The organism is Carnobacterium sp., from assembly GCF_040274945.1.
Taxonomy (GTDB): Bacteria; Bacillota; Bacilli; order Lactobacillales; family Carnobacteriaceae; genus Carnobacterium_B.
The window spans coordinates 43,546-68,309 of the sequence record NZ_JBEMAR010000009.1 but is presented as its reverse complement, the minus strand read 5'-3'; the positions used below and the strand labels follow the sequence as shown (position 1 = coordinate 68,309).

At 32.6% G+C, this 24,764-nt stretch carries 23 protein-coding genes; 21 read left to right on the top strand and 2 right to left on the bottom strand.

Translation table 11 applies throughout. The features are described from left to right. Positions 1-12: 12 nt before the first annotated feature. A complete protein-coding gene (locus ABS916_RS10370) occupies positions 13-369 on the bottom strand; it encodes a hypothetical protein (RefSeq protein WP_350451821.1) in 357 nt (118 codons plus the stop codon). 261 nt (positions 370-630) lie between these two features. On the opposite strand from ABS916_RS10370, the gene ABS916_RS10365 reads away from it, so the two are divergent. Continuing rightward, positions 631-1,251: a VanZ family protein gene (locus ABS916_RS10365; protein ID WP_350451820.1), complete on the top strand. Its 621-nt coding sequence runs from the start codon at positions 631-633 to the stop codon at positions 1,249-1,251. Positions 1,252-1,315: 64 nt separating this feature from the next. On the opposite strand, the gene ABS916_RS10360 is transcribed toward ABS916_RS10365, so the two are convergent. Beyond that, complete coding sequence (locus ABS916_RS10360) at positions 1,316-1,939, bottom strand: histidine phosphatase family protein (RefSeq protein ID WP_350451819.1); 624 nt, start codon at positions 1,937-1,939, stop codon at positions 1,316-1,318. A 283-nt stretch (positions 1,940-2,222) separates the two neighbouring features. Here ABS916_RS10360 and ABS916_RS10355 point away from each other — a divergent pair, with 283 nt between their 5' ends. The 20 genes from ABS916_RS10355 (at position 2,223) to lpdA (ending at position 24,633) form a co-directional block, all read left to right on the top strand. Continuing rightward, complete coding sequence (locus ABS916_RS10355; protein WP_350451818.1) at positions 2,223-3,299, top strand: DUF871 domain-containing protein; 1,077 nt, start codon at positions 2,223-2,225, stop codon at positions 3,297-3,299. A gap of 4 nt (positions 3,300-3,303) precedes the next feature. After that, the gene (gene murQ, locus ABS916_RS10350; RefSeq protein ID WP_350451817.1) at positions 3,304-4,194 is read left to right on the top strand and encodes an N-acetylmuramic acid 6-phosphate etherase; all 891 of its coding nucleotides are present in this window, start codon (positions 3,304-3,306) and stop codon (positions 4,192-4,194) included. A gap of 18 nt (positions 4,195-4,212) precedes the next feature. Further along, complete coding sequence (locus tag ABS916_RS10345; RefSeq protein ID WP_350451816.1) at positions 4,213-5,709, top strand: PTS transporter subunit EIIC; 1,497 nt, start codon at positions 4,213-4,215, stop codon at positions 5,707-5,709. A gap of 126 nt (positions 5,710-5,835) precedes the next feature. Next, complete coding sequence (locus ABS916_RS10340) at positions 5,836-6,693, top strand: MurR/RpiR family transcriptional regulator (RefSeq protein WP_350451815.1); 858 nt, start codon at positions 5,836-5,838, stop codon at positions 6,691-6,693. 192 nt (positions 6,694-6,885) lie between these two features. Next, entirely contained in the window at positions 6,886-7,143 is a 258-nt protein-coding gene (locus tag ABS916_RS10335; protein ID WP_350451814.1) for a hypothetical protein, read from the top strand. A gap of 43 nt (positions 7,144-7,186) precedes the next feature. After that, a complete protein-coding gene (locus ABS916_RS10330; RefSeq protein ID WP_350451813.1) occupies positions 7,187-7,999 on the top strand; it encodes a Cof-type HAD-IIB family hydrolase in 813 nt (270 codons plus the stop codon). Between the two features lie 222 nt (positions 8,000-8,221). After that, positions 8,222-8,545, top strand: coding sequence for a four-helix bundle copper-binding protein (locus tag ABS916_RS10325; RefSeq protein ID WP_350451812.1), 324 nt, complete (start codon positions 8,222-8,224; stop codon positions 8,543-8,545). Between the two features lie 914 nt (positions 8,546-9,459). Next, positions 9,460-10,428, top strand: coding sequence for a GNAT family N-acetyltransferase (locus ABS916_RS10320; RefSeq protein ID WP_350451811.1), 969 nt, complete (start codon positions 9,460-9,462; stop codon positions 10,426-10,428). A gap of 108 nt (positions 10,429-10,536) precedes the next feature. Beyond that, positions 10,537-11,259: a sugar transferase gene (locus tag ABS916_RS10315; protein WP_350451810.1), complete on the top strand. Its 723-nt coding sequence runs from the start codon at positions 10,537-10,539 to the stop codon at positions 11,257-11,259. Between the two features lie 67 nt (positions 11,260-11,326). Continuing rightward, positions 11,327-12,520, top strand: a complete 1,194-nt coding sequence (locus tag ABS916_RS10310; RefSeq protein WP_350451809.1) for a DegT/DnrJ/EryC1/StrS family aminotransferase — start codon at positions 11,327-11,329, stop codon at positions 12,518-12,520. A 65-nt stretch (positions 12,521-12,585) separates the two neighbouring features. Then, a complete protein-coding gene (locus tag ABS916_RS10305) occupies positions 12,586-13,803 on the top strand; it encodes a glycosyltransferase family 4 protein (protein ID WP_350451808.1) in 1,218 nt (405 codons plus the stop codon). Between the two features lie 39 nt (positions 13,804-13,842). Next, entirely contained in the window at positions 13,843-15,132 is a 1,290-nt protein-coding gene (locus ABS916_RS10300; RefSeq protein WP_350451807.1) for an O-antigen ligase family protein, read from the top strand. Then, positions 15,132-15,962, top strand: a complete 831-nt coding sequence (locus tag ABS916_RS10295) for a glycosyltransferase family 2 protein (RefSeq protein ID WP_350451806.1) — start codon at positions 15,132-15,134, stop codon at positions 15,960-15,962. Before ABS916_RS10300 ends, ABS916_RS10295 begins: the two co-directional genes overlap by 1 nt. Positions 15,963-15,989: 27 nt before the next feature. After that, positions 15,990-17,051, top strand: coding sequence for a glycosyltransferase family 2 protein (locus ABS916_RS10290; protein WP_350451805.1), 1,062 nt, complete (start codon positions 15,990-15,992; stop codon positions 17,049-17,051). Between the two features lie 87 nt (positions 17,052-17,138). Next, positions 17,139-18,599, top strand: coding sequence for an oligosaccharide flippase family protein (locus tag ABS916_RS10285; protein ID WP_350451804.1), 1,461 nt, complete (start codon positions 17,139-17,141; stop codon positions 18,597-18,599). A 72-nt stretch (positions 18,600-18,671) separates the two neighbouring features. Next, a complete protein-coding gene (locus ABS916_RS10280) occupies positions 18,672-19,421 on the top strand; it encodes a YveK family protein (RefSeq protein WP_350451803.1) in 750 nt (249 codons plus the stop codon). A gap of 2 nt (positions 19,422-19,423) precedes the next feature. Further along, entirely contained in the window at positions 19,424-20,146 is a 723-nt protein-coding gene (locus ABS916_RS10275) for a CpsD/CapB family tyrosine-protein kinase (protein WP_350451802.1), read from the top strand. 60 nt (positions 20,147-20,206) lie between these two features. Next, entirely contained in the window at positions 20,207-22,027 is a 1,821-nt protein-coding gene (locus ABS916_RS10270) for a polysaccharide biosynthesis protein (protein ID WP_350451801.1), read from the top strand. 67 nt (positions 22,028-22,094) lie between these two features. Beyond that, complete coding sequence (locus tag ABS916_RS10265) at positions 22,095-23,054, top strand: glycosyltransferase family 2 protein (protein WP_350451800.1); 960 nt, start codon at positions 22,095-22,097, stop codon at positions 23,052-23,054. Between the two features lie 187 nt (positions 23,055-23,241). Beyond that, positions 23,242-24,633, top strand: a complete 1,392-nt coding sequence (gene lpdA, locus ABS916_RS10260; protein ID WP_350451799.1) for a dihydrolipoyl dehydrogenase — start codon at positions 23,242-23,244, stop codon at positions 24,631-24,633. The last annotated feature ends 131 nt before the right edge of the window (positions 24,634-24,764 follow it).

Here is a 24,764-nt window from a genome sequence, read left to right as displayed (position 1 = left end):
ATGAATGTTCATTTAAATAGGCGAAATGAGTCTTAATTTGGTTAACTCAGAATTATTTTCTATATGAGTAAGCACAACAAGCGTTAATTCGTTTAACTCAAAACGAATTTCCATTTGAGTAGACGGAACAAGCCGTAATTCGTTCAACTCAAAACCAATTTCTATTTGAGTAGATGCAACGAGCGTTAATTCGTTCAACTCAAAACCAAATTCTATATGAGTAAGCACAACAAGCGTTAATTCGCTTAACTCAAAACGAATTTCCATTTGAGTAGATACAACGAGCCTTAATTCGTTTAACTCAAAACCAATTTCCATTTGAGTAGATACAACAAGCGTTAATTCGTTCAACTCAAAACTAATTTCCATTTGAGTAGATGCAACGAGCGTTAATTCGTTTAACTCAAAACCAATTTCTATTTGAGTAGACGGAACAAGCCGTAATTCGACTATCTTAGAACCTTTTTTCTTTTATTGCACTAAAAATTTGGGGTAGTCAACAGTTTCCAAAAACAATCTAAGTGAAAGCAACATTTGATTGAATTTAGTAGTGCTTATCTGTATACTTGAAAAATCATATTAGGTGAAAAAAGTATTGAGTTCATAGTTGGACATAAAGGATGTGTGGAAATGACTCTTGAAAATAAAAAATTAACAAAAGTTTTTTCTTGGTTGGCAGTATTGCTATGGATGGGTTTGATTTTTTATTTTTCTCATCAAGTTCAACAACAGTCCTGGGATTTAAGCCATACGGTATTGGGCATTAGTGTACAAGTTATTAAAATTGCTCAAGTTCTCATAGTCATCGGTTTGGCTGGTTTTGTTCTTATAAAATTAAAAAAACGAGGTATGACAATCGGAATAAAAGAATTATTGCTTATCCTCATCGCAGCCTATTTGTTGTATACATTATCTATTGGATTGCGACATATGCTTGTTCCACCAAATTTGCATCATTTTATCCGAAAAAATGCTCACTTTTTTATTTATTTGGTATTAGGAGTTTTAGTGAAAGTAGCTTTAATGAATAGTGGTATAAGAGGGTTTAAAGCAATTGGAATTGGGTTAGCGATTTGCGTCGGTTATGCTTTTTCAGATGAGTTCCATCAATCGTTCGTTCCAGGAAGAGGCGCTCAATTAAGTGACGTAGTAATCGATAGTTGCGGTGCAGGAATAGGAATGGTGTTGCAGATTTTATTCTTCAAATTTTTGTCAAAAAGAGAAAAAAACAATGTTCCAGAAAATAATTAAAAATAAGTATAAAAAATAAGCTCGGCGAGATGCCAAGCTTATTTTTTTTGATCATTTGTCCAGTTTACAGCAAATGATCTGTTTGGTTCCAAGCATTTAAAGTAAAGTGACCATCAGCGTAGCCTAATTCAGTAATACTAGTATTTGCTAAGGGTTCTTGTGAACGAAGGTCTTTTAATTCCATTCCAATCAGCGATAATAGGGTCGTTGTCCATGTAATGCTATGGCCAACAAATAACAGATCTTTATTAGGAAACTGGTCAATTGAACGATGGATCGCTTTGCTGCCTCTAGTGATTAATTCAGAATAGGTTTCTCCATTAAATTCACTCGGATCATACAAATCAGGACGATGGCGTAAATGATAAAAGGTGTCAGGAGAAGTTTCCTTCCAATGTGGAATAAAAGCACCTTCCCATGATCCATATCCGAATTCTTTCAAGTCATTTGTGTAGTGGATAATAAAATCTTGTTCGAATTGAGAGGCAATCAAACGAGTTGTTTCGACAACGCGTTTTTGAGGACTGGCAATAATGTGTTTAAATCCAATATCCTTCAGACATAATCCTGTCTTTTTAGCATCCTCTAAACTTTGCGGCAATAGAGGAGAATCAATATCTCCACCTTGAACGCGATCAGCCAGATTGTATTCGGTCATTCCGTGGCGTACAAAATATAAGCGTTTCATGTGAGTCCTCCATTTTTTTGAAATATAATTTCATTTTAACATAAATAAATCAGTAAAAAAGCCTAAATTTCCACTGTTTTTTAAATGAAATTTTAAAATATAACACTAGTCTATTGAATGAAATGTAAAGGTATACATTTGAAACGCTATGTTACACTAGTGTGTGATAGTTTTTTATAGACGATTGGTCTATTTTTTTATAAAATGGAAAAAGGTATTGAAATTATATTTTAACATGTTATCATTAGTCATGTCATTAAAACGATTTCAAAGGAGTGGTGCTATGTTTGGGTTATCTGTCTTTCTTGGAGATGAGTTAACGATTGAAACAAAAAACTATCTACAAAAAATGAAAGACAGCGGTTTTGAAGGCGTATTTTCTTCATTACATATCCCAGAAGAGGATGCGTCTCAGTATGTCACACGCTTGAAGATGCTGGGTCAATGGACACAAGAGTTGAAAATGCAATTGATGATTGATATTTCAGGAGACGCTTTAAAAAAAATCGGGTTTTCATTTGAACGACCTGAGGAAATGCTGGATATCGGAATTACAGGTTTGAGAATGGATTATGGCATAACAAACCAAATCAGTGCTCAAGTTAGCCACTCAATGAAAGTTGCTTTTAATGCCAGCACCATTACGCAAGAGGATGTCGACGAACTGAAGGAATGTAATGCAGATTTCAATCAAATGGAAGCGTGGCACAATTATTATCCGCGTCCAGAAACTGGGTTAGAAAAAAAACAGTTTATTCGCAAAAATCAGTGGTTAAAAGCATTAGGATTTAAAGTCATGGCTTTTGTTCCAGGAAACGAAAAGTTAAGAGGACCCTTGTTTTGTCAGTTGCCAACGCTAGAAAAACAACGAGGAGCGCATCCTTTAGCTAGTACGATCGAGTTGTTAGAAGAATGTGAAGTTGATGATGTTTATATTGGTGATCCAACAATTGATGACAGAACACAAGTGCAATTTTTTTATTATATTAAAAAGAAAACGTTATTATTCTCAATTATAGAAGAACCAGAAACACACTTCTTATCCGTCATCGTTGGAAAGCATCAAAATCGTTGGGATCCAGCACGAGATGTCATCCGAAGCGCGGATGCACGATTTAAAACGGTTCCGACTATTGAACCACAGAGCACTAATGATCGAGTAAAAGGAAGCGTTACAGTAGATAACAAGTTATACGGTCGATATATGGGAGAGATTCAAGTAGTCAAGCGATCATTATTTAAAGATGACAAAGTAAATATTGTGGCGCATGTTATTCCAGAAGATATTCCGTTGATAGATTGGTGTAAAGAAGGTCAATTATTTGAACTTCAACCGATACAAGACAATGAAAGAGGTTAAGGAAATGAATTTAGACAAATTAACGACAGAAACAAGAAATACACAAACAATGAACTTAGATGAGCTTTCAACAAGTGAAGTCATGTCTTTAATGAATCAAGAAGATCAAAAAGTGGCTCTAGCAGTTGAAGAAGCGTTACCTACGATCACAAAAGTAGTCGAAGCTATTACTGAATCCTTTAGCAAAGGTGGCCGTTTAATTTATATGGGTGCTGGAACAAGTGGACGTCTGGGTGTTTTAGATGCTGCTGAATGTGTGCCAACCTTTAGTGTGGATCCAAGTATGGTTCAAGGATTGATTGCAGGTGGAATGAAAGCAATGACAGTTGCTGTTGAAGGAGCGGAAGATTCAAAAACGCTCGGTGCAGAAGATTTAAAAGCCATTCAATTGAATGATACAGATGTTGTTGTAGGTATCGCGGCAAGCGGGCGTACACCATATGTTATCGGTGGATTAGAATACGCAACTAGTGTTGGAGCAACAACGGCAACTATTTCGTGTAATAAGAATGCTGAGATCAGTCAATTTGCCCAAATGCCGATTGAAGTAGATGCTGGTCCTGAAATTTTAACAGGTTCTACACGATTAAAAGCTGGTACAGCTCAAAAATTAATTTTAAATATGCTGTCAACTGGAGCAATGATCGGTTCTGGAAAAGTTTATCAAAACCTAATGGTAGACGTAAAACCGTCAAATAAAAAATTAGAAGAACGTTCAAAACGCATCATCATGCAAGCTGCAGAATGTACGTATGAAGAAGCAAGTGAAGCGTTTGAAGCAGCTGATCATCAAGTGAAGTTAGCAATCGTGATGATTCTTACACATTCAGACAAAGATGTAGCAGAACAAAAATTAACAAAAGCTAAAGGGTTCATTCGTGAAACCTTATCATAAACCAGGAGGGTAAAAATTATGGCTGAAACAAAAGAGCAACGCATCGCTAGACAGATTTATGAGCAAGTTGGAGGTATGAATAACGTTGATTCTGTTATTCACTGTATGACTCGCGTTCGTATGGACATCAAAGATAACGATAAAGTGAATTTTGAAGGATTGAAAAAAATTGACGGCGTAATGGGTGTTGTTGAAGATGATACATTACAAGTTGTTGTTGGACCTGGTACAGTAAATAAAGTAGCCAATCAAATGGTGAGTATGGCGGGTGTTCGTTTAGGCGAAAAAATTCCTGCTGGAAAATCTACGGTTACAGCATCTTCTGGCCGTTCTGAAGCTGAAAAACAAGCAGCAGCGAAAAAAGCTGAGTTGAAAAAGAAAAATAATACACCGTTCAAACGTGTGTTAAAAGATATTGCAAATATTTTTGTTCCGTTGATTCCAGCATTTGTAGGAGCCGGAATTATCGGTGGTATTGCTTCTATATTTGGGAATATGTTAGTTGCTGGAACCATCAGTGGAGCAAACTGGGAGAATATCGTTGTTGTACTAAATATCATTAAAAACGGATTGTTCCTGTACTTGAATGTGTATGTAGGGATCAATGCTGCAAAAGTTTTTGGTGCTACAGAAGGTTTAGGTGGAGTTATTGCTGGAGTGATTTACCTTCCCGGAATGAACATTGAAGCACCGTTAACGAACATCTTTACTGGTGCCCCTATGGCTGGTGGACAAGGTGGAATTATCGGCGTTATCCTAGCTGTTTACCTATTGTCATTAGTAGAAAAAAGCTTGCACAAAGTTATTCCGGATTCAATTGATATTATTGTAACACCGACGATTTCTTTATTAACTATTGGATTAGTAACGATTTTCTTGATCATGCCAATCGCGGGTGCTGTTTCATCTAGTTTAGTAGGCGCCATTACTTGGGTATTAAATGTTGGTGGAGCATTTGCTGGATTTGTTTTAGGTGCATTGTTCTTACCTATGGTTATGTTTGGTTTACACCAAGTATTAACACCAATCCATATTGAAATGATTGCTTCTCAAGGTATGACATTATTATTACCAATTTTAGCAATGGCTGGAGCTGGACAAGTGGGAGCTTCAATCGCTTTATGGGTTAAATGTCGTAAAAACAAACAATTAACAAACATGATCAAAGGTTCATTGCCTGTTGGTATTTTAGGAATTGGCGAACCCTTGATCTATGCTGTAACATTGCCTTTAGGTCGCCCTTTTATTACTGCTTGTATTGGTGGCGGAATTGGTGGAGCTGTTATCGGAATGTTTGGTGGAATCGGCGCAACAGCAATTGGACCAAGTGGAGTTGCTTTGATTCCATTAATCGCTAATGGTCAATGGTGGGGTTATGTTGTCGGATTATTAGCAGCTTATGCTGGTGGATTCGCAGCAACTTACTTCTTTGGAGTTCCGAAGTCAGCAATGGAGCCAACTGAATTAGTAGGATATGATTCAGATGAGTTTGAAGCTGAAAGTATTGTTGGTTAATTCTATTCAACTACTGTAAACTAATAATAGCATTTAAAAAGGCATGTAAGTCTAGCGATTTGCATGTCTTTTTCATTACGAAAAATATCTTTCAGTATTTCTTAAAGACTACGGAGGTCGCAAGTTATGCAAAACAATGTTTTACTAAAAATTAGAGAAAAGATCGTTGTTTTACCACAATCTGAAAAAAAAATCGCTGAAACGATCCTTAAAAATCCAATGAAGGTTATTCAAATGAGTGCTATTGACTTGGCAACGGAAGCAGAATCAAGTTCTGCTGCTGTCATTCGGTTTTGTCGATCAATTGGAATAAAAGGTTTTACTGAACTAAAACTACAGTTATCAGCAGATTCTCAAGGAATTAAAGACAATCTATACACGGATATTTTATCCGATGAAAATTTAGAGCAAGTAAAAAAGAAGTTATTGATCAATACCAATCATCTTTTTGAAGAAACCAACCATGTATTGGATACAAAACTAATTGAACAAGTAAATGAGCTGTTGCATAAAAGTTCTGTAGTATACTTATACGGACTAGGTGCTTCCCACATCGTCGCCTCAGATATTCAACAAAAATTTAGTCGGATGGGTAAAATAATGGTTTGTTCACTTGACCAACACTTATTAGTTACTTCAATGGCGGTTTCTGATAAGCCTGCCGTGTTCTTTGGTGTTTCAAATAGCGGAGAAAAGAAGGAAGTATTGGCGTTATTGATGATCGCAAAAGAACTTGGATTAAAAACAGTATCGCTTACAAGCAATACTGAAAATCCTTTAAGTAGTGAAGCAGATATTGCATTAAAAACAGCCTTTGCTCATGAAGCTCCTCTAAGAAGTGGAGCAACAATATCTTTGTTGACTCAAATGTATGCCGTAGATATTTTGTTTTATGATTATGCTTCCAAACACTACGATTTAACGGTAACAAACTTAGAAAAATCAAAGGCTGCTATTCAACGATATAACCAAATGTTCGACTAAATGAATGGGAATAATACTAAAATAGGAATGTGACTCAGTCAATTATGGCTTGACGATCAATCCTTTTTCACTTTAAAGAAATGGCTTGAGAACATATGCTGCAAAGTAATCCTCTACTGATTTTTCTGAATTAGTGGTATGATAAAGTAGATATATTTTTTTGTTATTGAAACAAGTGAGGAGTGGCTAAAGGTGGAAAAAAGAAAAATTTCAACTTTTTTTAGTGTTTATCTAAATGAAAAAGAAGTTGTTTTGCATTATGCGAACACAAAAGAGCTTGCTCAAGAGTTTCAATTTAAAATGGAAGAAGATGCGCTGCAATTCTTTCAAGCTTGTTTGGATATTGAAAAATCGATTGAAAATTTATCAACACAGAAACAAGAAAGCACTCATAATCAATGGGTAAAACAAGCGTTAAAAGGAGTAGACTATGAATACAAAGAGTATTAGTACTCTACTGATTTAAAGGAATAGTTAGATGGAGGAGAACAAATTGATTAAGTTAATTGCAATTGATATGGATGGAACATTATTAAATGAACAACATTTGATTACGGATAAGGTTAAAAAGTCAATAACCAAAGCAAGCGAAGCAGGTATTAAAATTGTTTTATGTACAGGAAGACCTGTTCAAGCGGTTTATGAGTATCTTAAGGAATTAGAGTTGCCACAAGATGAAGAAGGCTATGTTATCTCATTAAACGGTACAGTCGTACAAAAGACTACGACCTGGGAAATTGTGTATTCGCATGAATTAGATCATAAGCACTTAAAGCAAGCTGAACGATTAATTGAACCCTTTGAGATGAATTTTACATTTTTTGATGAAAAGGAGTATTATTACACAGGTGCACCAACGGAAATGCTACAATTTGATGCCGATCTTTTAGATATGGAAAAAGTCCATTTGCCATTAGAAAATTTACCACATGATCTGACTATTTTTAAAGCAATGTATGTAGCGACAGAAACGGAACTTGACCGTCTAGCTTCATCTTTGCCATCTTTTATCGCTGAGAACTTTTATCCTATCAGAAGCTTATCGTATGTTCTAGAATTATTGCCGAAAGATGCGAATAAAGGCGAAGCATTGACAGGATTGGCTACTAAACTTGGATTTTCTATGGAAGAAGTAATGGCGATTGGTGATGGAGAGAACGATTTAGATATGATGAAAGTAGCTGGTACAAGCGTTGCTATGGGCAATGCGGTAGACTCTATTAAACAAGTTGCTAAGCATGAAACTAAATCTAATCAAGAAGATGGCGTGGCCCATGCAATTTATGAATGGGCATTACAAAATTAATTAAATTTAGTTTATAAAGTTCTTTTAGTAAACTAGTTAGAGAAATTCAAAATGAAAGAGCTCTAAATCAAAGTTTTTTCTTTGGTTTAAAGCTCTTTTTTTCGTTGTATGGAACTTTATGTATGGCTAAAAAATCCGATTGGAAAATAAAAATGGTTTCATTTGATAGCCCTTTCTAAAAGACTTATACTAAAAGTGTAAAAAAATTATAGGAGGGATAGAATGCAAGAACAATTAGTGAAGATTTCAGAAAAAATGTTTGAGTGTCAGCGCGTATGTAATGAATGTTTTGATGCTTGTCTAGAGGAAGATCATGTTCAAATGATGGTAGAATGTATAAGATTAGATAGAGAATGCGCTGATATTTGTGCATTTGCTTCAACAGCAATAACCCGTGAAAGTGCTCTAACAACAGACTTAATAGCTTTATGTGCGACTATCTGTCAGGCTTGCGGAAAAGAATGTGAAAAACATGAACATGATCACTGTCAAAGATGTGCAAAGGTTTGTTTGGAATGTGCAGAATTGTGTAGAAGGTATAAATAATCAATTGATTTTTTAATATAAAATTTAAAAATGTACAACTCTAATTTCCTGTATTCAAGCCTTTTTATTGGAGTTGTACATACTTTTGTCACAAAATAAAACTTTTTAATTAGAATTTAATTATAAAAAGTAGCGTTAATAAATAGTACTTGCTATACTCTGGATATCAAATTGATAGTAGATTCATTAAAAAAATTTACTAACAATTTATTTAATGAATACTTCGTTTAATTCCCTAAAGTAACACCTCAGATTTATCCTAGGTCATCCTGACCGCCATACCTTTGAGATTCATTAGATTTATTTAAGTAACACTCTAGTAATTTTTATATTAGTTGAATATATTTACCTTGTTACAAAATAAGAAAGAGTATCTATGTTTAGTGACATGGTCTATTTATAAAATAGTAAAAAAGGAGGAGTTTGAAAAAAATTGCTTTTTTATTAAAATTAAAATGTGAATTTAATAACTATTTTTTAAGATAATTATATTAATAAAAATAAAATAGGATGAAATCTGTTGATAAACAAGTATTCAATTGGTTAATTTATTTTTTTAAAAAAAATTAAATTAATATTTTTTTCACAATTTGTTGTTACTATTTGTTTGTGAATTATTCATCAAGTAATTTATTTTATTTTTAGAACCACACCTCAACACAACCACATAAAAGGTGGCTTTAAATAATTTTATTTTATGAAACACTAAAAAATTTATTTAAATGACTCTTTTTTTAGTTCCTCTTTGATAAACCTACTTTTAACCTCGCTTTACTTTCTTAAATTTCCTCATAATTAATTAAAACCAGCCTCAAATTTGTCATATCTGATTCCTAAAATATACTAGAAAAAGAGTGATTTTAGTTTATTTAGACTGCATATTTTTATAAAAAAATTATAAAGGAGTAGTTTATATGGAAATTAATTTTACAGAACATTATGGAAAATTATATGAGTCAGTGGAAAATGGAGAATTAAAGATTTTTAATTTCGAAAATGAGTATGGAAAAATTAAAAATATGTTTATAAAAAAAAAAATCCCTTTCCAATTAGAAAATAAAGATTATTTTGATATTGTAACACCTTATGGATATGGGGGTCCCGTTATTCAAGAAGCAACAGATGAAGAAAAATTATTATCAGGATATTTTGAAGCCTTTTCTAAATATTGTCAAAAAAATGATATTATAACAGAATTTATACGCTTTGATCTGTTTGAAAACACACAAGTAAGGGAGTCTTTTTACGGGGATACCTCATTAGTCGGCAACTGCATTGTAAAAAATTTGAAATTACCTATAGAAGAGGATGTTCGAAAAAAGATTTTTAAAGATGCTAGAATCGCTAAAGAAAAAGGTGTAAAAATCATTATGGAGCAAACGGGTGAGCACATTGATGATTTTTTAGAAGTTTATTATTCAACAATGAATCGTAACGGAGCAGAAGAATATTATTATTTTGATAAGCCATTTTTTGAACAAATCCATGAAACGATGAAAGATCAATTTCTATATGCATTTGCTATTGTCGATGAAAAAGTTATTGCAGCTTCTTTAATTTTAATAGGAGAAGAAAGGGCGTTTGGTTTTTTAGCAGGAACAATAAAAGAATTTTATAGTTACCATCCTGAAGTTTTGATTCAACTAACTGTTATGCAATGGTTAAAAGATAGAGGTGTTGAAAAGTATATTTTAGGTGGAGGGCATAATGGCGAGGATGGTATATACATGCATAAAAAAGGGTATGCAAGACATGGAAATCACCCATTTTATATTGGCAAAAAAATACACGATCCATTAATTTATGAAAAGTTAGTTCAACTACGCCAAACAATTGGAAAAAAGAACACCAAGACTTCTTTTTTCCCAGCATATCGTGCTTAAAAGTGAGAGTATATGGCGATAATAATAACTGATTAACAAAGAAATTTAAGTCTTCTTTTACTACTATACAGTTTACTGATAGGCAAAAAGAATAAAGGAGAGAACAGTATGATAAATTACTATCTTATTAAATCACTGACTGAATGGGTTTTTGCTGCTATATTACTCTTACTAAGTTTGCCAGTCTTATTGATTTTAGGTATTTTAATAAAAATTGAAGATCCTACTGGTCCTATCTTGTTTATTCAAAAACGTATTGGAAAGAATAATAAAATTTTCAATGTGTATAAATTAAGGAGTATGAGTAACCCAAAATCGATTAATGGAGTACAACTATCTTATGACGAACGTATGTTGAAAATCGGAAAAATCATTCGGAAATTAAGCTTAGATGAATTGCCACAACTAATCAATATTTTAAAAGGAGATATGAGTTTTATTGGTCCTAGACCTTTACTTGTGGAATATTTGCCTTACTATAATAAAAATGAGTTGCGTCGGCATAGTGTAAAACCCGGTATTAGTGGATGGGCACAAGTAAATGGGCGAAACTATTTAAGTTGGGAAGAACGGTTTGCCTTGGATTTAGAATACGTTGAAAATTGTTCATTTATTTTTGATTTAAAAATATTATTTATGACAATCCAAAAGGTATTAATGAAAGCAGATATTGTTGAGAATGAAGACGATTATATTATTGCTTTTGATGAGTACCGCAAAAGACAATTAGAACAAGAAAAAACAACGAATAATTTTCGACTATTAGTTACTCATCAAGATTCTTATGGCACCATTCCATTAATGAATAATAAAAAAACTGAAATGCAGTAAACAAAAATTAGTCATCGCGGATTCCAAAAAATTCTGATGTAGATTAACAATAGAAAGAAGGGAAGTTATGGCAAATAGAGAGAGAATTTTATTGTCTTCACCACATATGTCTGGAAATGAAAAAAAATATATTCAAGAAGCATTTGATTCTAATTGGATTGCACCTTTAGGATCAAATGTTACTAAATTTGAAAAAGAATTGGCTCAATACACTAACAGTAAAGGTGCTTCTCTAACTAGTTCAGGCACGGCTGCTATCCATTTAGCACTAGCTTGTTTAGGAGTAGGAAAGGGAGACAGTGTATTTTGTTCGAGCTTTACATTTATTGCAAGTGCTAATCCAGCACTATATTTAGGAGCAGAATTAACATTTATAGATTCTGAACCAAACAGTTGGAACATGTCACCACAAGCCTTAGAACGAGCTTTATGTGATGCAAGCCTAGAAAATCGACTACCAAAAGCAATTATTGTAGTGAATCTCTATGGTCAAAGTGCAGATATGGAAGAACTTTTAGAAATCGCAGATCTATTTGGAGTTCCAATTATCGAAGATGCTGCAGAGTCATTAGGAGCAGAATATAAGCACAAAAAAAGTGGAACATTCGGAAAAATAGGAATCTATTCTTTTAACGGAAATAAAATAATCACAACTTCTGGTGGAGGAGCTTTAGTGAGTGATGATGAAGAAATGTTGTCTAAAGCTTTTTTCTTAGCTACTCAAGCAAAAGATGTCGCGCCCTATTATCAACATTCACTTGTTGGATACAATTACCGTATGAGCAACGTTCTTGCAGGAATTGGAAGGGCTCAACTGGAAGTGTTGGACGAAAGAGTAGAAAAAAGAAGAGAAATATTTCAAACATATTACCAAGAGTTAGATTCAATTGAAGAAATCCATTTTATGCCTGAAATCAAACATTCCAAATCAAATCGTTGGTTAACCACGCTTGTTATTGATCCATTTATGACAAAAATTACTCCTTTTGAATTTATGGATAAAATGAATCAAGCAAACATCGAAACACGTCTTCTATGGAAACCCCTCCATTTACAACCTCTTTTTAAACATTCCAAGTTTTATAAACACAATGAAAGAACAACAGCTGTATCAGAACTGCTTTTTAAAATGGGAATATGCATTCCTTCTGGTTCAAATATGTCTGAAGAAAATCAATTAATAGTGATAGAGGAGATAAAAAAAATTCTTGTTCCTGATACTCAAGAAGAGGTTTTATGGAAAAAAGTTCAATTAAGTTAATTGTAAAGCAATCAATTCTAATCATTAGTTGTGTTGTATAACTAACAGCATTGGAGGAAACTATTATGGAAAAAGTATTGATTTTAGCATCAATTGCACCAATGATCGAAAGCTTTAATGTACCAAATATAAAATTGCTGCAGGATGAAGGATATGAAGTTCATGTTTTAGCAAATTTTAAAGACGATAATAAAGAAGCGAATGAGCGGAACCAGCATTTTAGAAATCAACTAGAGCAACAAGGAGTAAAAGTTTTCGATGTTGCCATTAATCGCAACCCATTTAAAATTACAAATTATTCTGCATATAGAAAAATTAAACAAATCATTGATTGTGAGAACTATGCGTTTATTCATTGTCATTCGCCGATTGGAGGCGTCTTAACTAGGCTTGCAGCTAGAGAGTCTCGGAAAAGACAAACTAAAGTGGTTTATACGGCACATGGATTTCATTTTTTTAAAGATGCTCCCCTAAAAAACTGGATGATGTATTATACAGTTGAAAAATGGCTTTCTAGATATACAGATTGTTTAATTACTATTAATGAAGAAGATTACCGAACAGCACTTGATAAAAACTTTAAAGCCAAAAAGATTGAAAAGATTAGTGGAGTAGGAATCAATAAAAATAAATTTAAGCCAATAGATTCAAATTTGAAAAATCAAAGAAGAAATCTACTTGGATACAACAAAGATGATTTTTTGTTGATCTACGTTGGGGAACTAAGTAAAAGAAAAAATCAGAAATTAGCTATCAATATGATGAAAATTGTTAGTCAAAAAATACCAAAATCAAAATTATTGTTAGTTGGAGATGGTGAATTAAGAGAACAATATGCTCAGCAAATAAAAGATTTGCAGTTAGAAAATCATGTGTTCTTACTAGGTTATAGAACAGATGTTAATCAATTGATGAGTATAGCAGATATCGTTATTTCTACTTCAACTCAAGAAGGGTTACCTGTTAATCTTTTAGAGGCAATGGGAACTGGGCTTCCAATAATAGCTACAGATTGCAGAGGAAATCGTGATTTGATTCATCATGGTGAAAATGGTTATTTGGTAGGTTTAAACGACAGTGAAAGATTGGCAGCATATGTTGATAACTTATATTATTCTAGCAAAATGAGAAATGATTTTGGATTAAAAAGCTTAGATTATATAGACGCTTACTCGGTTGAAAGAGTAATGAGCCAAATGACTCAAATTTATCAAAAGGTAAATCATGTTCAAGATTTATCAGCTGTAAATGAAGGGAAAACAGTAAAAGTTTTTACAAAATGAGAAACTTTTTAAAAATGGGTCTCATTGGAGGTGGAAAATGTGGCAGAAAATGCTTTGGCATTAGATAAAAAGCGAGATACTTCATTTGTCATGATCATGGTGTTTATCATGTCTTTCTTTTTAAATCAATCTAATGTGCTATTTGGAATCAACTTATCTTTGTCAGACTTTATTATTGTAGGAATACTGGCTATCTTGATCATTAAGAATGAAATAGAATTGCCGCTTATGAATATTGTCGTTTTTAGTACATTTTCAATTTTTATTTTATTTTATTCTTTATTCATTATTCCCAATCAATATATGATTGCAGCGGATCCAATATCTACTCTAATTGATTATACTAAGCTACTAGTTGTCTTCCTTTATTACATCATAGGGTTTAATCTTTCTCGTTTAAGACTAACAACTACTTTCCTAAGAGGATTTGTTGTAGGAGCTGTTGGAATTGGGTTTATAGGCATCCTGATTTCATTTGTTCCAATTCCTTATTTGTCTTCTATCATGTTATTTGGAGAAAGTCGATTGATCGGTTTTATGAACGATCCAAATTTTTTCGCTGTTATCCAATGCTGTGCATTGAGTATTCTTTTACGGATAAAACCTTTAAATCCAATTGTTCGACTTGGAGCAATCGGAATTGTTTTTCTGTCAATTATTAGTTCTGGTTCAAAGTCAGCCATTATATTAGTTTTTCTGTATAGTGGTTATTTTATATTAACAAACGTTTTAAAAAGTAAAAAGACAACACCATTGAAGGTGGCAAGTTCATTACTTTTAGTATTGGGTTTGTTACTAATCATTCCAAATCTATTAACTTACACCGATGAATTAATGGAATTAATCATAAATCGATTTCCGATTTTTTCTAGAGTAGAACTATTGTTTACTGACTTTTCATCTGCTGTTTCTGATGGTGGATCAGGTAGAACACAGGTATGGCAAACAGCGGTGCATATAATCAAGTCGTCACCGTTATTTGGAATTGGATTAGGGAATTATATTCCAATTGCGGAACAATTTGTCAACAATCCAAATGTCGCTCACAATACTTATCTTCAACTTTCAGCAGAATGGGGGATCGTACTAACCGTCTTATTCTTTCTATATATTGGAACTATAGTATTTGCAACCAAACCAGGTCTATTTGCAAATACTCAAGACAATCAAAACTGGCAAATCATTCGAGATATTTTAATAATTTTTCTAATCGCTTCTGTATCAATTTCCTTAAATAATGCTCGGATTTTTTGGTTAGTATTTGGAATGAGTGTTTTCCAAGCAAAGTCTACTCCTTCGGTAAAAAATCATGAAAGGAGTAAAAAGTGATGAAAATATCTGTTGTAATGGGCATTTATAATTGTGAAAAGACATTAAAAGAAAGTATCGATTCTCTTTTGAATCAAACGTTTGAATCTTTTGAAATTGTATTATGTGATGATAGATCAAGCGATGGTACCCTAAAAATAGCAAAAGAATATGCAATGAAATATCCTCAAAAAGTTCGAGTGATTCAAAATACAAAAAATAGAGGTTTAGCCTACTCGTTAAATAGGTGTATTGAGATTGCAAAAGGTGAATATATTGCACGAATGGACGCAGATGATATTTCATATAAAGATAGACTGAAAAAACAAATGGATTATTTAGAAAATCACCCTGAATGTGTGCTTGTTGGCAGCCAAGCTTTTTTATTTAATGAAAATGGCATTTGGGGAGTGCGAAAAACAAAAAGATACCCACAAAAAAAAGATTTTTTATTTGGGTCACAATTTATCCATCCTACCATTATTATAAAAAAAGAAGTTCTTAACCAAGTCGGAAACTATACGGTTTCAAAAGCGACTCTAAGAGCAGAAGACTATGATTTATTTATGCGGTTATATGCTGCTGGATTTGAAGGTCACAATATGCAAGATATTTTGCTTAACTACAGAGAAGATAGTACAGCATTTAAAAAGAGAGTATATAAATATAGGTTTGGTGAAGCTATAGTAAGGTACAAAGGGTTCAAAAAAATGAAGCTAATGCCATTAGGTCTAATTTATGTATTCAAACCATTAATAGTAGGATTAATTCCTCAAAAAGTTTTAACTCTTTTACGGCATCAGGATTTAGATAGTAATCAATTTGATGATACCATTCATCCTACAGTTTAAAAATTTCATCTTGAAAGGAGAGCAATCATGGTCGCTGTATCTGTCATTATGCCTATTTACAATGTTGCTGATGGATTAAAAAAATCAATTCAATCTTTCTTGAATCAAACGTATAGGGATTTTGAATTAATATTAGTTAATGATGGGTCTACAGATGATTCTGGTAATATTTGTGATGAATTTAAAAAAACAGATAGTCGAATACAGGTTATCCATCAAGAAAATGCAGGTTCTGGTTTGGCACGAAATGCTGGTCTTGATCGAGCAGCAGGTGAGTATATTTACTTTGCAGATCCTGATGATTACGTAGAAATTGAGTTGATAAAAGATAACTTGAAAATTGCTAAGGAAAATGATGCAAATGTTGTCGTATTTGGATATTATCTTGAAGAAATAAATACAAAAGGAAAAAGAATAAAAACAACTCACCTTCCCAAATTATCTGTCCTAAAAACAAAAGAAGATTTTAGAAAAAGTTTTAGGGCATTTCGATCATTGGATTCGAATGTACTGTGGAATAAATTCTACAGGCATCAATATTTAGTTGAAAATAATTGTCGTTTTACTGATCAACGAGTCGGACAAGATGCTTTATTTAATCATCTAGTTTATCAAAATTTAGAAGACATTTATTTTAATCAAAAACCTTATTATCATTACGTTTCTAGAATCGGATCAGCTGTTAATCATTACCATCCAGATCGATTTCTTTTAGAATATACTATTGCAGAACATTTCGAAAAATTAATAACTATATGGCATTATGAACAAGTCTATCAAGACTTAATTAGTTTAGCGTATTGGAGAACACTTTATGTAGAATTAAACAACTTAATTTTAGAGGATTGCCCACTTAGTGACTATGAAAAGAAACAAAAAATTTCCTCAGCATTACACCATCCAAAAATCCAACAAATTTTATTTTCCTCAACTTCCTCATTAGAAAAAAAACACCATATTAAGTTGTTAACTTTTTTATTAAAAAATAATAAGTATTCCCTTACGCTGAAAATTATGAGAGCTAAAATACAAATCAGTAAGCGATACTATTACACTTTCAATACATTAAAAAAAATAGTAGGAACATGAAACAAACAACTAATAATCACTATAGTGGTAGCACATAAATCTCTAATTCATAAAGCTAACTAAGTTAATAAAATTGAGGTGCTTAAAATGACATCAAGTGTTGGAAAAAATTTGTTCTATCAGTCGTTGTTTCAAGGGATTAAAATTTTAATGCCTATTGTTACCATTCCAATTATTTCAAAGGCATTAGGAGCACATGGACTTGGAATCTATTCTTTTACAAATTCAATAGCAGAGTATTTTATTCTGCTTTCTGGATTAGGAATTACTTTATATGGAAATCGTGAAATTGCAATGGTAAGAGAAGATAAACAAAAATTAGACGAAACTTTTTCTGAATTGGTCAGCTTGAAATTAGTGACAACTGCGGTTTCATTTGTTTTGTATTCAATTGTAGTCCTAATTTTTCTTCATAGGGATTTTTTGTATTACACTATTCAATCATTGCATATTATCGCTGTACTATTTGATATTTCTTGGTTTTTTATGGGAATCGAAGACTTTAAAAAGGTGAGTCTAAGCAATTTAACTGTTCAAATAGCTGTATTTTTTGGGATTATATTTTTTATTAAAGATTACAATGATTTACCATTGTATCTACTCTTACAAGCATTAGGAAATCTTTTTTCTCAAGTCATAATGTGGGGCTTTATTTATAAGAAAATATCGTTTCGCATTGTATCTATAAAAAAGATGAGGAAACATTTGTTTCCGATGGTTGCCTATTTCTTTCCTCAAATCGCTGTTATTTTTTATACGACTCTAAGTAAAACTATTCTGGGTATATTAGATAGCCAAACAGCTGTTGGAATTTACACAAATACACTCAATTTAAGTACCATCATTATTACTATGATCTCGACAATTAATTTAGTAATGCTTCCTAAAATGAGTAATCTCTTCTCGAAAAATAAAATTGATGAAATAAATCAAACATTACACAGCTTAATTCATGCTCAATTATTTATTTCTATACCTGCAGCATTTGGAATAAGTGCTTTAGCTTCAACCTTGGTTCCATGGTTTTTTGGTAGTGACTTTGAAGCATTAAAAATTTTTATACCCGTTATCGCACCCGTAATTATTATTATGCCAGTTGGAATCGCAATTAGTAACCAATATTTGCTCCCAAGAGGAAATACAAAAATATATGCTTTATCTACCTTTGGCGGAGCAACGATCAGTATATTGCTTAATTTTACTCTTATTCCACTAATAGGTGTTTTAGGTTCTATCTTAACCAGTTTAATTGTAGAAACGTTTGTTACTGTCTTCCGCTTGGGTTACTTGACTAAGCAGACTAACTTTAAATTTGATAAGAATCTAATTCTAAAAATGGTTGCTTCAGCGGCATTAATGGCACTAGTGATTAAGGTAACGACCAATGGCATGAATAACACATTTGTAACGACCCTAATTCAGATTATTATTGGTGTCATAACTTACGTTAGTTGTTCATTAGTATTAAAAGTACCTTTTTTAAAAGATCTATTTATGATGATAAAAGGAAAAATTTATCATTCAAGAAGGTATAAAGTCAAAAATTAGTCATGCATTTAATAAAACGTTGTAGAAAGTAAATAGGAATTTAAATATACGGTTCATTAGGAGGAATATATAATGATGAATACAATTGGAATGATAGATTTATTTAAAATGTTGAAGAAACGTTGGTGGGTAATCTTATTGTTAAGTTTAATTGGTATTGCATTTACATCTGTCCTAACAATTTACGTCCTTACCCCTAAATATTCTGCTACAACTCAAATTTTGGTTAGTAGACAAGATGTAGATACACAATCTATAGAATTAGGAGAAATTGAAACGAATATCCAAATGATCAATACTTACCGAGATATCATAGAAGATCCTGTTGTAATTGACAAGGTAGTAGAAGAATTAGGAAATACATTGTCTGATGATGAGTTACAGCAAAAAGTTGATGTGATTACTCAGGATGATTCACAGATTTTTGGTATAAAAGTAACCGATACAGATCCAAACCGTGCTGCGGAGATTGCCAATCTCATAGCTACTACATTTCAGGAAAATATAAACAATATCATCAATGTTGAAAATGTAGCTATTCTCTCAAAAGCTAAAGCAGACCCTACTCCAGTTTCCCCTAATTTACTATTAAATCAAGTAGTAGGTGTGCTAGTTGGATTTCTTTTAGGTATGACTGTATCTATTGTTTTAGAGACAATGGATAAAAAAGTACGCGATGAAAAAGTTATTACTGAAAAATTAGGTTGGATCCATCTAGGAAATATTAGTGAAATGGCCAAGTCAGAAACAGCAATTGAAAAAAAAGAAATTGATTATACTGTATCAGCAAATCATACTAAAAAAGCTTTAGGAGGAGATTAACGATGTTTAAAAAAAGGATAAATGAGCAAAAATGCGAACAAAAAAATCTTATTACATTAATTGATCCCTCTTCTGCTATTTCAGAAGAGTTTCGAACACTGAGAACGAATATTCAATTTTCTATGATAGATAAAGAATTGAAAACGTTAATGGTAACATCTTCAAAACAAGGTGAGGGGAAATCTACAATTGTTGCTAATTTAGCAATCGTTTTTGCTTCTCAAGGAAAAAAAGTATTACTTGTAGATGCTGATATGCGTAATCCATCACTTCATAAACTATTTAAAGTACGAAATCGACAAGGTTTGACAAGCATTCTAACAACCAAAAATAGACAACTAACTGACCTTTTACACAAAACAAATCAAGAAAATTTAGATTTATTAACAAGTGGCATTTTACCACCAAATCCATCCGAATTACTAGCTTCTCATAGAATGTCTCAATTTATTGAAGCAGTAAAACAAGAGTATGATTTAATTGTTTTTGATATGCCACCAGTTAATGTTGTTACAGATGCTCAAGTGATGGGAAATAAAGCAGACGGGACTGTTTTTGTAATTCGAAAAGATATTGCAGATTTAAGTGAGGTTTTAAAGGCTAAAGAATTATTGGACTTAGTACAAGCAAATGTTATAGGTGCTGTATTTAATAGTAAAGAACGAATGAAAGGTTTAAACGCTGGTTACTATGCAAAAGAAAAAGATCTTGATAGTGGTAGGTAAAAGTTACTAAGGAAATTCAACCGATCATTAATAAAGTGAAAAATATTAGGAGTGATTAAAATGATTCGAACAATTCTAAATAAAAAAGTACTTTATTTGTTATTAGATAGTTCTGTGATTCTTTTAGCCGGTGTAATAGCCTATTTCTTTTTAAATCCTTATGTAGCACTTCCTATGTCTTCATATTTATTTATGGTTGCGTTAGGAATAGGAGGATATAGTATTTTAGCTGGATATTTTGGAATTTGCGCTACGTTATATCGCTATACTAGTATCAAAGATATACTCATAATCTTCATTTCAATTACATTATCTTTTGGACTGACAACAACACTTGCTGTTTTATTGTTAGAAGAAATGAGTTTTCGATATAGTTTATTGATTTACCTTACTTCTTTGCTATTAGTTAGTGGGGGACATATGCTCTTTAGGATTTTTCATGATTATAAAAAAAGAACCTTCCCTAGGAAAAACACAGCGAAGAAAATTCGGACGTTAGTCGTTGGTGCAGGAGATGGTGGGAATTTATTCATCAAAAATATTCAAAAAAGTTCAACAGAAATAAATATAGTTGGTATCGTTGATGATGATAAGACTAAAAATGGTATGAGATTATACGGTGTACCTATTTTAGGAAGTGTTTCGGATATCCCAGCACTTACAAAGGAATTAGATGTAGAACTAATAACGATAGCTATTCCTTCATTAGAACCTAAAAATCTTGAAAATATTTTAGGGATTTGTAATGACATCAATTTACCGGTCAATCTAATGCCGTCAATTGAAGATGTGATGAATGGAAAGTTAATGGTTAGTCGTTTTAGAGAAATTGATGTTGTCGACTTATTAGGAAGGGATGAAGTAACACTAGATACTAAACTAATCTCAGAAGATCTATTTGGTAAAACAATTTTAGTCAGTGGAGCTGGTGGGTCTATTGGTTCAGAAATTTGCCGAATCGTAGCTACATTTTCTCCAAAGAAAATTATTTTATTAGGACATGGCGAAAATTCGATTTATCAAATCCATCGTGAATTGAATAAAAATTTTGTCGGAAAGATCGAAATTATGCCAATCATAGTAGACATACAAAACAGAGCAAGAATGTTTGATATCATGGAAATGTATAAACCTGATATTGTTTATCATGCAGCTGCCCATAAACATGTTCCGATGATGGAGTCAAATACAGTTGAAGCGTTAAGAAACAATGTCTATGGTACAAAAAACATAGCTGAAGCAGCCAAAGCAGCTAATGTAGGAACTTTTATTATGATTTCTACTGATAAAGCAGTGAACCCGCCGAATGTTATGGGAGCTACAAAGCGTATTGCTGAAATGATTGTGACGAGTTTAAACGAAGAAGGGAAAACAAACTTTGCAGCTGTCCGTTTTGGAAATGTATTGGGCAGTCGGGGTAGTGTAGTTCCTTTATTTAAAGAACAAATAAAAGCAGGTGGACCGGTGACAGTAACAGACTTTAGGATGACACGTTACTTCATGACGATTCCAGAAGCTAGTCGTCTAGTGATCCAAGCAGGTACTTTAGCAAAAGGTGGAGAAATCTTTGTCTTAGATATGGGTCAACCGGTTAAAATTGTTGATTTAGCTAAGAAAGTAATCAAATTAAGTGGATTTAGTGATGATGAAATTTCAGTAGTTGAAACAGGTATTCGTCCAGGAGAAAAATTATACGAAGAATTATTGATAGCTAGTGAAAATACTGGTGAAAAAGTATATGATAAAATTTTTGTTGGAAAATCAGTAAGGCGCTCACTAGATGAAGTGATGTCATTTTTAAAAACATTAGATGGATGTAGTGAAGATTTATTAAAAGAACGATTAATTTATTTTTCTAAAACACATCAAACAGCAGCATAACAAATTTCATATTAAAACGTTAAATAGGTTGCCTATTCTTGATTTGGTACAGAAAGGAGGAACAGTAATGTTGTCTGTCATTGTTCCAGTATATAATGTTGAAAATGTTTTAAAACGTTGTTTAAACAGCTTGAGATTTCAATCATATAGAAACCTTGAATTTATTTTAATTAATGAAGGTTCTACCGATATGAGTGGCGCTATATGTGATCGATTTGCAAGAGTAGATTCTCGGTTTAAAGTATTTCATAAAAACGTAAGAGATCATTCTGAAGCTTTAAATATCGGTTTACTTTCAGCTAAAGGGGAATACATTAGTTTTATTGATCCAATGGATCGAATAGACGGTTTGATATTCGAAAAGTTGCTATTAACAATCATTAAAACTAAAGCAGATATAGTCATAGCTAATTATGGAGAAGAGTTAGATCAAGATGATAAAGAATTAAAGGAACCCTTAAGTAACATTATTTGGACTAAAGAGACAGCTCTGAATAATATTGTTGACCATTTTCGACTAAAAAGTTTTTTATGTAACAAACTTTTTTCCATCGACTTATTCAGAGTTGATCCAGTGCTAGAGTTTAATTCGACATTAGGCATTTTTGGAGATCTGTTGATGTGTGTACAATGTATTTTAAAAAGTAATAAGATTATCTATGATCCTAACTTACAGTACCATTATATAGGCTATAGGCATAACACTTTTTTTAATGGAATTACTAAAGAAAGACTTTCTGGTCCTAAAGCATTGATGGAGATCATTGATTTAACAAAGCAACTAGATAATTTTGATGTTTCATCATTAAAAGATATTTATGTCAATTATTCGATTCAATTATTGATGCAGCTTCTAAATGAGAAGAATCAAACCTATCATCAAATTGAAGAAGTAAAGCGAAATTTATATCGGTTTTCCATAAACGAACTTAACAGCCTGAATGTTAAAATGTCATGTATAATAGCTAGGAGGATGTCGATAGTTTATCATAATTTCTGGAAAATGAGAAATAGACCCTTAGATTAAAATTGTCGTGTCAGTTTACATTCCCCTCAACTAATTCGATATTAAAAGAAATCTTGTTTGAATTAATTTCACATACTTCGTTTGTTTTACTTGAATATTCTAAATTTTCAAGTAAAATAGGATGTGAATCTATCTATTATCTTTTTTTAAAAGTTGATAGGTAAAAACAAGAAGGAGTTGACCTATCATGGCAACTAATCAAAGAGAAACGGTTATTATTGGAGCTGGTCCAGGAGGTTATGTTGCAGCAATTCGAGCAGCACAACTTGGCCAAAAAGTTACCATTATTGAAAAAGAATACATCGGTGGAGTTTGTTTAAACGTTGGTTGTATCCCTTCTAAAGCATTAATTACTGCTGGACATCATTTTCACAATGCGCAACATTCTGAGGTTTTTGGCATCACAACTTCTAATGTAACGTTAGATATTACAAAAATGCAAAACTGGAAAGATACGAAGGTAGTAAGCATGTTGACACGCGGTGTTGAAGGTTTATTGAAAAAAAATAAAGTGGAAATTATTCGTGGAACAGCTGTTTTTACGGATAAAAATCATTTAACTGTTGAAACTAAAGATGGACCTCAAGATCTTGAATTTAAAAATGTTGTCATTGCTACAGGAAGTTCACCATTAGCAGTTCCAGAAGTTCCATTTGGCGGACGTGTTGTGGATACAACGGGCGGTTTGAACATTAAAGAACTTCCGAAACGGTTAGTAATTGTAGGCGGAGGTTATGTTGCTACTCAATTAGCTTTTGCATTTAATAACTTCGGCTCTAAAGTAACCATTCTTGAAAAGGAAGATAGCATCATCAACTTCTTTGATAAAGATATGGTGAAATTGGTTAAGAAAAGTTATGCAGATAAAGGCGTAGATGTTATTGAAGGTGTGAACATAACTAAATCTTCACAAATAGACGACTTAGTAACCGTCACTTATGAAAAAGATGGCAAAGAAGAAACGATCGAATCAGATTATGTACTAGTTTCTGTAGGGCGAGTGCCCAATACATCTAAATTAAATTTAGAAGCTGTTGGCGTTAAATTATTAGAAAATGGTAGAATCGATGTAGATGAATCACTGAGAACTGGTGTTGAAGGCGTTTATGCAATTGGAGATATTACTCCCGGACCAGCATTTGCTCATAAAGCAAGTCATGATGCAAAAATCGTAGCAGAAGTTATTTCTGGTAAAGATTCAGTTGTGAATTATAAAACGATGCCGATTGCTGCTTATACAGAACCTGAAATAGCTTCAGTAGGTATGTCAGCTGATGAAGTTAAAGGTAACAAAGAATATAAAGTTAGCAAATTCTCGTTAGCAGGTAATGGACGTGCATTATCATTAGATGCGGCTGAAGGATTTGTCCGTATGATTACTGAAGAAAAAACAAATAAAATTGTGGGAGCTCAAGTTATTGGAGTAAGTGCAGGGGATGTTATTGCTGAATTAGCATTAGCGATTGAATTAGAAATGGTCGCTGAAGATATTTCATTAACCATCCATGCTCATCCATCACTTGCTGAATCTGTAATGGATACAGCTGAATTAGCTTTAGGATTACCAATCCACATGTAAAATGACAAACTAAAAGCTTGTAAGTAAAGGATTTCCTTTACTTACAAGCTTTTTTGTATTTAAATAATGTTAAAGAGAAATTGCTGCTCTTCGTCAAAGGGTTTTGATAGAATAAATTGAAATTTTTTCCG

What these genes read in the sequence shown, in the direction of transcription:
- ABS916_RS10370 (WP_350451821.1), bottom strand. Translation starts at nt 369, where the DNA reads ATGGAAATTAGTTTTGAGTTGAACGAATTAACGCTTGTTGTATCTACT.
- ABS916_RS10365 (WP_350451820.1), top strand. Translation starts at nt 631, where the DNA reads ATGACTCTTGAAAATAAAAAATTAACAAAAGTTTTTTCTTGGTTGGCA.
- ABS916_RS10360 (WP_350451819.1), bottom strand. Translation starts at nt 1,939, where the DNA reads ATGAAACGCTTATATTTTGTACGCCACGGAATGACCGAATACAATCTG.
- ABS916_RS10355 (WP_350451818.1), top strand. Translation starts at nt 2,223, where the DNA reads ATGTTTGGGTTATCTGTCTTTCTTGGAGATGAGTTAACGATTGAAACA.
- murQ (WP_350451817.1), top strand. Translation starts at nt 3,304, where the DNA reads ATGAATTTAGACAAATTAACGACAGAAACAAGAAATACACAAACAATG.
- ABS916_RS10345 (WP_350451816.1), top strand. Translation starts at nt 4,213, where the DNA reads ATGGCTGAAACAAAAGAGCAACGCATCGCTAGACAGATTTATGAGCAA.
- ABS916_RS10340 (WP_350451815.1), top strand. Translation starts at nt 5,836, where the DNA reads ATGCAAAACAATGTTTTACTAAAAATTAGAGAAAAGATCGTTGTTTTA.
- ABS916_RS10325 (WP_350451812.1), top strand. Translation starts at nt 8,222, where the DNA reads ATGCAAGAACAATTAGTGAAGATTTCAGAAAAAATGTTTGAGTGTCAG.
- ABS916_RS10320 (WP_350451811.1), top strand. Translation starts at nt 9,460, where the DNA reads ATGGAAATTAATTTTACAGAACATTATGGAAAATTATATGAGTCAGTG.
- ABS916_RS10315 (WP_350451810.1), top strand. Translation starts at nt 10,537, where the DNA reads ATGATAAATTACTATCTTATTAAATCACTGACTGAATGGGTTTTTGCT.
- ABS916_RS10310 (WP_350451809.1), top strand. Translation starts at nt 11,327, where the DNA reads ATGGCAAATAGAGAGAGAATTTTATTGTCTTCACCACATATGTCTGGA.
- ABS916_RS10305 (WP_350451808.1), top strand. Translation starts at nt 12,586, where the DNA reads ATGGAAAAAGTATTGATTTTAGCATCAATTGCACCAATGATCGAAAGC.
- ABS916_RS10295 (WP_350451806.1), top strand. Translation starts at nt 15,132, where the DNA reads ATGAAAATATCTGTTGTAATGGGCATTTATAATTGTGAAAAGACATTA.
- ABS916_RS10290 (WP_350451805.1), top strand. Translation starts at nt 15,990, where the DNA reads ATGGTCGCTGTATCTGTCATTATGCCTATTTACAATGTTGCTGATGGA.
- ABS916_RS10285 (WP_350451804.1), top strand. Translation starts at nt 17,139, where the DNA reads ATGACATCAAGTGTTGGAAAAAATTTGTTCTATCAGTCGTTGTTTCAA.
- ABS916_RS10280 (WP_350451803.1), top strand. Translation starts at nt 18,672, where the DNA reads ATGATGAATACAATTGGAATGATAGATTTATTTAAAATGTTGAAGAAA.
- ABS916_RS10275 (WP_350451802.1), top strand. Translation starts at nt 19,424, where the DNA reads ATGTTTAAAAAAAGGATAAATGAGCAAAAATGCGAACAAAAAAATCTT.
- ABS916_RS10270 (WP_350451801.1), top strand. Translation starts at nt 20,207, where the DNA reads ATGATTCGAACAATTCTAAATAAAAAAGTACTTTATTTGTTATTAGAT.
- ABS916_RS10265 (WP_350451800.1), top strand. Translation starts at nt 22,095, where the DNA reads ATGTTGTCTGTCATTGTTCCAGTATATAATGTTGAAAATGTTTTAAAA.
- lpdA (WP_350451799.1), top strand. Translation starts at nt 23,242, where the DNA reads ATGGCAACTAATCAAAGAGAAACGGTTATTATTGGAGCTGGTCCAGGA.